Origin of the sequence: Streptomyces sp. NPDC047061 (genome assembly GCF_040643955.1) — a bacterium.
GTDB lineage: Bacteria > Actinomycetota > Actinomycetes > Streptomycetales > Streptomycetaceae > Streptomyces.
In genome coordinates this window covers 177,142-185,423 of the sequence record NZ_JBEYVI010000021.1, presented here as the reverse complement: position 1 = coordinate 185,423, position 8,282 = coordinate 177,142, and the positions used below count along the sequence as shown (strand labels likewise).

At 70.4% G+C, this 8,282-nt stretch carries 4 protein-coding genes; 2 read left to right on the top strand and 2 right to left on the bottom strand.

What is annotated here, in order from left to right; translation table 11 throughout:
• Positions 1 to 141 precede the first annotated feature (141 nt).
• Positions 142 to 1,374 carry a radical SAM family heme chaperone HemW gene (hemW, locus tag ABZ887_RS28005; RefSeq protein ID WP_361294592.1) on the bottom strand — a complete coding sequence of 411 codons (1,233 nt, stop codon included), beginning with the start codon at positions 1,372 to 1,374 and terminating at the stop codon, positions 142 to 144.
• Positions 1,375 to 1,438: 64 nt separating this feature from the next.
• On the bottom strand, positions 1,439 to 3,412 hold the full coding sequence (locus ABZ887_RS28000) for a SpoIIE family protein phosphatase (protein WP_361294589.1): 1,974 nt from the start codon (positions 3,410 to 3,412) through the stop codon (positions 1,439 to 1,441).
• A 102-nt stretch (positions 3,413 to 3,514) separates the two neighbouring features.
• Between ABZ887_RS28000 and ABZ887_RS27995 the strand changes: the two genes are divergently transcribed.
• Together ABZ887_RS27995 and ABZ887_RS27990 are read left to right on the top strand one after the other, a co-directional pair.
• Positions 3,515 to 7,636, top strand: coding sequence for a HAMP domain-containing protein (locus ABZ887_RS27995; protein ID WP_361294586.1), 4,122 nt, complete (start codon positions 3,515 to 3,517; stop codon positions 7,634 to 7,636).
• Complete coding sequence (locus ABZ887_RS27990; RefSeq protein ID WP_361294583.1) at positions 7,633 to 8,193, top strand: response regulator; 561 nt, start codon at positions 7,633 to 7,635, stop codon at positions 8,191 to 8,193. Before ABZ887_RS27995 ends, ABZ887_RS27990 begins: the two co-directional genes overlap by 4 nt.
• Positions 8,194 to 8,282: the final 89 nt, after the last annotated feature.

The following is an 8,282-nucleotide window of genomic DNA, read 5'->3' as shown; positions in this document are numbered from 1 at the left end:
AACAGGACCCTAGACAAGTCCCATCGTTGCAGGTCAGGAGCACTCTCCGCTTATTTGATCAAGGCATGGACGAGCACGCTCATGAAAGCGCGAGGTTAGGGGGCGAACCGCCGTTCCACTGCGATTCACTCGCCCGAGCGATCAGTCCACCAAATCCCTGACCACCGCATCCGCCAGCAACCGCCCCCGCAGCGTCAGCACGGCCCGCCCCTCCTCGTACGGCCCGGCCTCCAGCAGCCCCTCTCCCAGTGCCCGCCGCGAAGCCGCCAGCCCCTCCTCCTTCAGCAGCGCCAGCGGCACCCCCTCCCGCAGCCGCAGCTCCAGCAGGATCCGCTCCACCCGCCGGTCCTCGTCCGTCAGGACCTCGCGCCCGGCCCCAGGTGACCGCCCCGACGCCAGCGCCGCCGCGTACGCCCCCGGATGCTTCACGTTCCACCACCGCACGCCCCCCACGTGCGAGTGCGCCCCGGGCCCGGCGCCCCACCAGTCGGCGCCCCGCCAGTACAGCTCGTTGTGCAGGCAGCGGCCGGCCTCGGAGGTCGCCCAGTTGGACACCTCGTACCAGTCGAAGCCCGCCCCGGCCAGCACCGAGTCGGCGATCAGGTAGCGGTCGGCGTGGACGTCGTCGTCGGTCATCGGGACCTCGCCCCGGCGGATCCGGCGGGCCAGCTGCGTGCCCTCCTCGACGATCAGCGCGTACGCCGACACATGGTCGGGACCGGCCCCGATCGCCGCGTCCAGCGAGGCCCGCCAGTCGTCGTCGGACTCGCCCGGCGTGCCGTAGATCAGGTCGAGGTTCACGTGCTCGAAGCCGGCCGCGCGGGCCTCCGCGACGCACGCCTCGGGGCGGCCGGGGGTGTGCGTCCGGTCGAGGACCCGCAGCACGTGCTGCCGGGCGCTCTGCATGCCGAACGAGATCCGGTTGAAGCCGCCCTCCCGCAGGGCCGCCAGATACGCGGGGTCGACGGACTCCGGGTTCGCCTCCGTCGTCACCTCCGCGTCGGGGGCGAGCCCGAACTCGTCGCGGATCGCGTGCAGCATCCGTACGAGATCGGCGGCGGCCAACAGCGTCGGCGTACCACCGCCCACGAACACCGTGCGCACCTCGCGCGGGTCGTCACCGAGGACCTTCCGCGCCAGCCTGACCTCGTCGGTCAGCGTGTCCGCGTAGTTGTCGCGGGAGGCGAGGACACCGCCGGTGCCGCGCAGCTCGGTCGCCGTGTACGTGTTGAAGTCGCAGTAGCCGCAGCGGGTCGCGCAGTAGGGGACGTGCAGGTAGAACCCGAGGGGGCGGGCGGCGGCTCCGGCGAGCGCGGACGCGGGCAGCGCGCCGTCGTCCGGAACCGGCTCGCCGTCGGGAAGTGCGGAAGGCATGTCCCCCATTGTCCCGTACTCGTCCCGCACCGATTTCCCGTACGACTTTCCGGTACGGCCCCGGTCACTCCGCCTGGAGGACCAGCAGCGCCAGGTCGTCCTCCGGCTGTCCGCCGCCGAACTCGTGGACGAGCCGTCTGATGCGTTCGGCGATCAGGTCGGCGCTCAGCCCCGCGCAGCCGGCGAGGGCCCGGGCGAGCCCGTCGCCGTCGTCGAACTGGCGGCTGCCGGAGCGCCGCTCTGTGACCCCGTCGGTCACGCACAGCAGGCTGTCGCCGGGTGCGAGCTCGATCGTCTCGCTGGTGTACGTCTCGTCCTCGACGACGCCGAGCAGGGTCTGCGGCCGGGCGGCGGTGCGGACCTCGCCGTCGGGGCCGAGGAGCAGCGGCAGCGGGTGCCCCGCGGAGGCGAGGGTGCAGCGGATGCCGCCGCCGTCGAGGGGGGTGAGTTCGCCGTAGAGGAGGGAGAGGAAACGGGTCTGCGGGCCGTCGCCGGGCGGCGTGGGGCGGCCGCCGGCGGCGACCAGGGCGCGGGCGGCGGCGTCGGCGGCCTCGGTGGCGTCGTCGAGGAGGAGCTGGTTGAGCCGGTCGAGGACGTCGGCGACCCGGTATCCCTCGCGGGCGAGGAGCCGCAGCCAGGGCCGGGCGAGGCCGATGACGACGGCGGCCTCGGGCCCCTTGCCCTGGACGTCGCCGACCGCGAAGCACCAGCGGCCGTCGCCGGCCGGGAAGAGGTCGTAGAAGTCGCCGCTGGGGCCGCCCTTGTCACAGGGTTCGTAGACGAGCGCGCTGCGCACGCCCGGGATCTCGGCGACCGCGCCGGGCAGCAGCCCGCGCTGGAGTACGGCGCTGATGGTGGCCTGGCGGGCGTACTGGCGGGCCGCGCCGATGGCGAGGGCGACCCGGCGGCCGAAGTCCTCCACCAGGCCGGTGATCTCGTCGGGGAAGCCGTCCGGGCCGGAGCGTCCGATGACGAGTGTGCCGAGCGGGCGGCCGCCCGCGATCAGCCGGTAGGCGAGCGCCGAGCCGAGGGCGCCCTGCGGGCCGAGCGCCGCGCCGGGCCAGGGATACGGCTCGGGCCCGGACCGTAAGCCGCTCTGCGCGCACGGCGGGTCCTTCTCCAGGGCGCGGCGCAGTTCCTCGATGCGGTTCTCGCTGCCGTGCCAGACCCGGGCCAGCCGCGGGCCGCCCGCGCCGGCGGGGTCGCCCCAGCCGCCCCCGCGCACGGTCGCCTCGTCCTCCAGCCACACCGCGCACCAGTCGGCGAGCCGCGGCACGATCAGCTGGCCGGTGAGCGCGGCCACCAGGTTCTCGTCGAGCTGCCCGGCGAGCAGGTCGGAGGCCTCCGCGAGGAAGGACAACGCGCCCCGGTTGAGCCAGTCCCGGTCGCGTTCGGGGCGGTGGGAGCATGCACCGCCCTCCGCCGCGGCCCCGTGCGCGTACGTGTGCGTGTGCGCCTGTGGAGGTGCGGGTGGCTCGGGGGCGAGGATCTCGGCGACCTTCAGCTGCTGCTCGTCGGGGAGCGTGCCGCCGCGGCCCGTCAGTCGCGCCCACACCGACTTCGCACCGGTGCGGTACGTCACCCCCCAGGACTCGGCGAGCGAGGCGACCAGACGCAGCCCGCGCCCGAACTCCGGTGTCTCGTACGGTGTCTCGCCCGGGTGGTCGCGGGGCGCCCGGGAGGGATGGTGGTCGGTGACCTCGACGACGAACGCCGTCTCGTCCTGCGTCTCCAGCCACCACTCGACCTCGACGTCCGTACCGGCGTGCACGACGGCGTTGGTGACGAGTTCGCTGACGACGACCATGGCGTCCTCGGCGACCCGCTGCTGCTCCGGGCGGAGAAGTCCGCAGTCGGTCCATTCGTCGAGGGAGGCGCGCACCAGGGCGCGGGCGGAACCGGGTGCGAGGGGGCTTCCGGGCAGGGTCGCGCACCCCTGCGCACGCGGGACCGCGGTGTCGTGCGCGGGCGCCTCGTCGTGCGCAGGCGCCTCACGGACCCGGGAGACGGTCTCCCGTTGCGTGGGTATGGCCCCCATGTCCAGCTCCCCGAGCAGTTCGGACGAATACATCCCGATCGATGCGGACAGAGTGACAGACTGACTGCGCCCATAAGCACCGAGTTACCGAAGTGGGCCGCCATGAGTGAGAACAGTGCTACGCGTGTGCTCGAAGACGGACAGAAAACGGAACAACTCCGAGCATCCGCACTGCGCCCACTGCTCGCCGCGATGACCGCCGCCCGCGACGGCGACTTCACGAAAGTCCCGGAGACCGGGGCCGACGGCACCACCGGGGAGGGGATCGTCGCCGAACTCACCGCGGTCTTCAACCAGATCATGGACCGCGGCATCCACTTCAACACCGAGGTACGACGCGTGAAGCGCGAGCTGGTGCGCCACGGCCGCCTGGACGAGCGGCTGTCGGCCAGCCCCGGCCAGGGCGCCTGGACGTCCCGGGTCAACGACGTCAACCAGGTCCTCGACGCCCTGGTCGCGCCGGCGGCGAACGCCACGCGCGTGCTGGACGCGGTGGCCGGCGGCGACCTGACCCAGCGGGTCGATCTGCACGACGGCAGCCGGCAGTTGCGCGGCGATCTGCGCAGACTCGCCCGCGCGGTCAACACGATGGTCGACCAGCTGTCCCTGTTCACCGGCGAGGTGACCCGGGTCGCGCGCGAGGTCGGCACCGAGGGGCGGCTCGGCGGCCGGGCCAAGGTGCAGGGCCTGTCCGGCAGCTGGCGGGACGTCACCGAGGCCGTGAACACCATGGCGTCCCGGCTGACCGCGCAGGTCCGTGACATCGCCCTGGTGACGACGGCCGTGGCGCGCGGCGACCTGACCCGCACGGTGACCGTCGAGGCGACCGGTGAGCTGCTGGAGCTGAAGCTCACCGTCAACACCATGGTCGACCAGCTGTCCGCGTTCGCCGACGAGGTGACCCGCGTGGCCCGCGAGGTCGGCACGGAGGGCAGACTGGGCGGCCGCGCCCAGGTACGGGGGGTCTCCGGCGTCTGGAAGGACCTCACCGACAACGTCAACTTCATGGCGTCGAACCTGACCTCCCAGGTCCGCAACATCGCGCAGGTGACGACGGCCGTCGCCAACGGCGACCTCTCGCAGAAGATCACGGTCGACGCGCAGGGCGAGATTCTTGAACTGAAATCAACCATCAACACGATGGTGGACCAGCTGTCCGCCTTCGCCGACGAAGTCACGCGCGTGGCCCGCGAAGTCGGCACCGAAGGAAACCTCGGCGGCCGGGCGCAGGTCAGAGGCGTCTCCGGCGTCTGGAAGGACCTGACGGACAACGTCAACTTCATGGCCGACAACCTGACGTCCCAGGTCCGCAACATCGCCCTGGTCTCCACGGCCGTCGCCCAGGGCGACCTCGGCAAGAAGATCACGGTGGAGGCGAAAGGCGAGATTCTTGAACTGAAGTCGACGATCAACACGATGGTGGACCAGCTGTCCGCCTTCGCCGACGAAGTCACGCGCGTGGCCCGCGAAGTCGGCACCGAAGGAAACCTCGGCGGTCAGGCGCAGGTCAGAGGCGTCTCCGGCGTCTGGAAAGAACTCACCGACAACGTCAACTTCATGGCACTGAACCTGACGTCCCAGGTCCGCAACATCGCCCAGGTGACGACGGCCGTCGCCAACGGCGACCTCTCCAAGAAGATCACCGTCGACGCGCGCGGCGAGATCCTCGAACTCAAGGACACCGTCAACACGATGGTGGAACAACTGCAGGCCTTCGCCGACGAGGTGACCCGCGTGGCCCGCGAGGTCGGCACCGACGGCCGGCTGGGCGGCCGCGCCCAGGTACTCGGCGTCTCCGGGGTCTGGCGGGACCTGACCGACAACGTCAACTACATGGCCGACAACCTCACCTCGCAGGTGCGCAACATCGCCCAGGTGGCGACCGCCGTCGCCCAGGGCGACCTGTCGCGGAAGATCGACGTGGACGCGCGCGGCGAGATCCTTGAGCTGAAGACCACCATCAACACGATGGTCGACACCCTGTCCTCGTTCTCCTCCGAGGTGACCCGGGTGGCCCGCGAGGTGGGCTCCGACGGCCGGCTGGGCGGCCAGGCCCGTGTGGAGGGCGTGTACGGCACCTGGAAGCGCCTGACGACCAATGTGAACGAGCTCGCGCTCAACCTCACCACCCAGGTCCGCGCGATCGCCGAGGTCGCCTCTGCCGTGGCACAGGGCGACATGTCCCGCTCGATCACCGTCGAGGCCCGCGGCGAGGTCGCCGAGCTCAAGGACAACATCAACCTGATGGTGGCCAACCTGCGCGAGACGACCCGCGCGAAGGACTGGCTGGAGTCCAACCTGGCCCGCCTCGCCGCCCTCATGCAGGGTCACCGGGACCTGATGGAGGTCGCCGACCTCATCCTGCGCGAGCTGACCCCGCTGGTGAACGCCCAGTACGGCGCGTTCTTCCTGGCCGACCCCGACGAGGACGGCGCCGCCGTGCGCACGGCCGTACCGGCGAAGGGCCTCGCGTTCATCGCCGGCTACGGCTCCGCGCAGGGCGCGACGGTCGAGACCGGCGGCCTCCCGGTGCACGGCCTGGTCCGCCAGGCGGCCCGCGAGAAGAAACGGATCCTCGTCGAGGAGACCCCGCGGGACTACATCAAGATCAACAGTGGCCTCGGCGAAGCCGCGCCCACGACGATCGTCATCATCCCGATCCTCTTCGAGGACAAACTCCTCGGCATCATCGAACTGGCCTCCTTCTCCCGCTTCTCCGACGTCCACCTCGCGTTCTTCGACCAGTTCGTCAACACCATCGGCGTCGCGATCAACACGATCATCGCCAACTCCCGCACGGAGTCCCTGCTCGGCGAGTCACAACGGCTGGCGATGCAGCTCCAGGAACGTTCGGACGAACTTCAGAAACAACAGGCGGAACTGCAGCGCTCGAACGCGGAACTGGAGGAGAAAGCCGCCCTCCTGGCGACCTCATCCCAGTACAAGTCGGAGTTCCTGGCGAACATGTCCCACGAACTGCGCACTCCGCTGAACTCGTTGTTGATTCTGGCCCGACTGCTGTCCGACAACCCGGACGGCCGTCTCTCCGACCAGGAGGTCCAGTTCGCGACGACGATCCACCGCTCCGGCTCGGACCTGCTCCAGCTCATCAACGACATCCTGGACCTGTCGAAGATCGAGGCCGGCCGGATGGACGTACGCCCCAAACGCCTCCCCCTGATCAAACTCCTCGACTACGTCCACGCGACCTTCCGACCGCTGACCCTGGACCGTGGCCTGGCCTTCGAGATGACCGTCGGCGAGGACGTGCCACGCGAGATGTACTCGGACGAACAACGCCTCCAGCAGATCCTGCGCAACCTGGTCTCCAACGCGATCAAGTTCACCGCCAAGGGCCGGGTGGAGCTGCGGGTGCGCCGGGTGAAGGACCCCGAGCACCACTACGTCCGCGACAGCGACGAGGTGATCGCCTTCGAGGTGTCGGACACCGGCATCGGGATCGCCGCCGAGAAACTCCCGGTCATCTTCGAGGCGTTCCAGCAGGCCGACGGCACCACGAACCGCAAGTACGGCGGCACCGGCCTCGGCCTGTCCATCAGCCGGGAGATCGCCGGCCTGCTGGGCGGCCGGATCGTCGCCGAGAGCGAACCGGGCCAGGGCTCGACGTTCACGCTGTACGTCCCGGTCGTCAGCCCCGGCCACACGGCCCCCGGCCCGGCCCCGCAGCCCCACGCCGGGCCGCCCCTCGGCCCCGCACCGGCCACCGGCCCCGACCCGGAGGACTCCTGGCCCACCCCGACCAGGCTCGAGGAGTGGCAGACCGGCCGCGCGGGCCGCGTACTCCCCGGCCGCCGCGTCCTGATCATCGACGACGACATCCGCAACGTCTTCGCCCTCACCCACGTCCTCGGCCGCGTCGGCATGCCCGTGCTGTACGCGGAGAACGGCCGGGAGGGCATCGAGACCCTGGAACGAAACCCTGACGTCGAACTCGTCCTGATGGACATCATGATGCCGGAGATGGACGGCCACGAGACCATCGCGGCCATACGCCGCGCCCCCCGCTGGACCGGCCTGCCGATCGTCGCCCTCACCGCGAAGGCGATGCCGGGCGACCGGGAGAAGTCCATCGCACGCGGCGCCAACGACTACGTACCCAAGCCGGTGGACGTCGACCGGCTCCTCACCGTCGTCTGCGCGCTCCTGGACCCCGACAGCACCCGGAACGACGAGACGGCCGACGGCGAAGGGACGGAGCAATGACCGCCGACGAGCGTGCCGGCATCCTCCTGGTCGACGACATGGAGGACAACCTGATCGCACTGGAAGCCGTTCTGGGGTCACTGAACGAGCCGATCGTCCGGGCGCGCTCCGGCGAGGAGGCGATGAAGGCCCTGCTGCGCCGCCGCTTCGCCGTGGTCCTCCTCGACATCCGCATGCCGGGCATGGACGGCTTCGAAACAGCCGCGAACATCAAACGCCTCGACCAGACGAAAGACGTCCCGATCATCTTCCTGACGGGAGTGGAGGAGGACGCCGGGTACACGTTCCGCGGCTACGCGACGGGCGCGGCGGACTACCTGACGAAGCCGTTCGATCCGTGGGTGCTGCGGGCGAAGGTAAACGTCTTCCTGGAACTGCACAGAAAGAACCAGCAGTTGCAGGAACTGCTGGCGCGTGAACAGGCGGATTTCGGCGAGTTGAGCAAACGGTTGGCGGCCATCGAAGACCGCTTGTCCGAGGAGCCCGTCGATGTGGCAACGCTGAGGGAAGAGACCAGAGAGCTACGGCAACTGCTGAACAGAGCCGGTTCGAACTGAGGTGAAAGGGGCGCTGGGGGCACCCCCGGCCGAAGGCTGGGGGAGGAACTGCGCGACCAGCCCCCACGCACCCGCACCCGACGACGAAC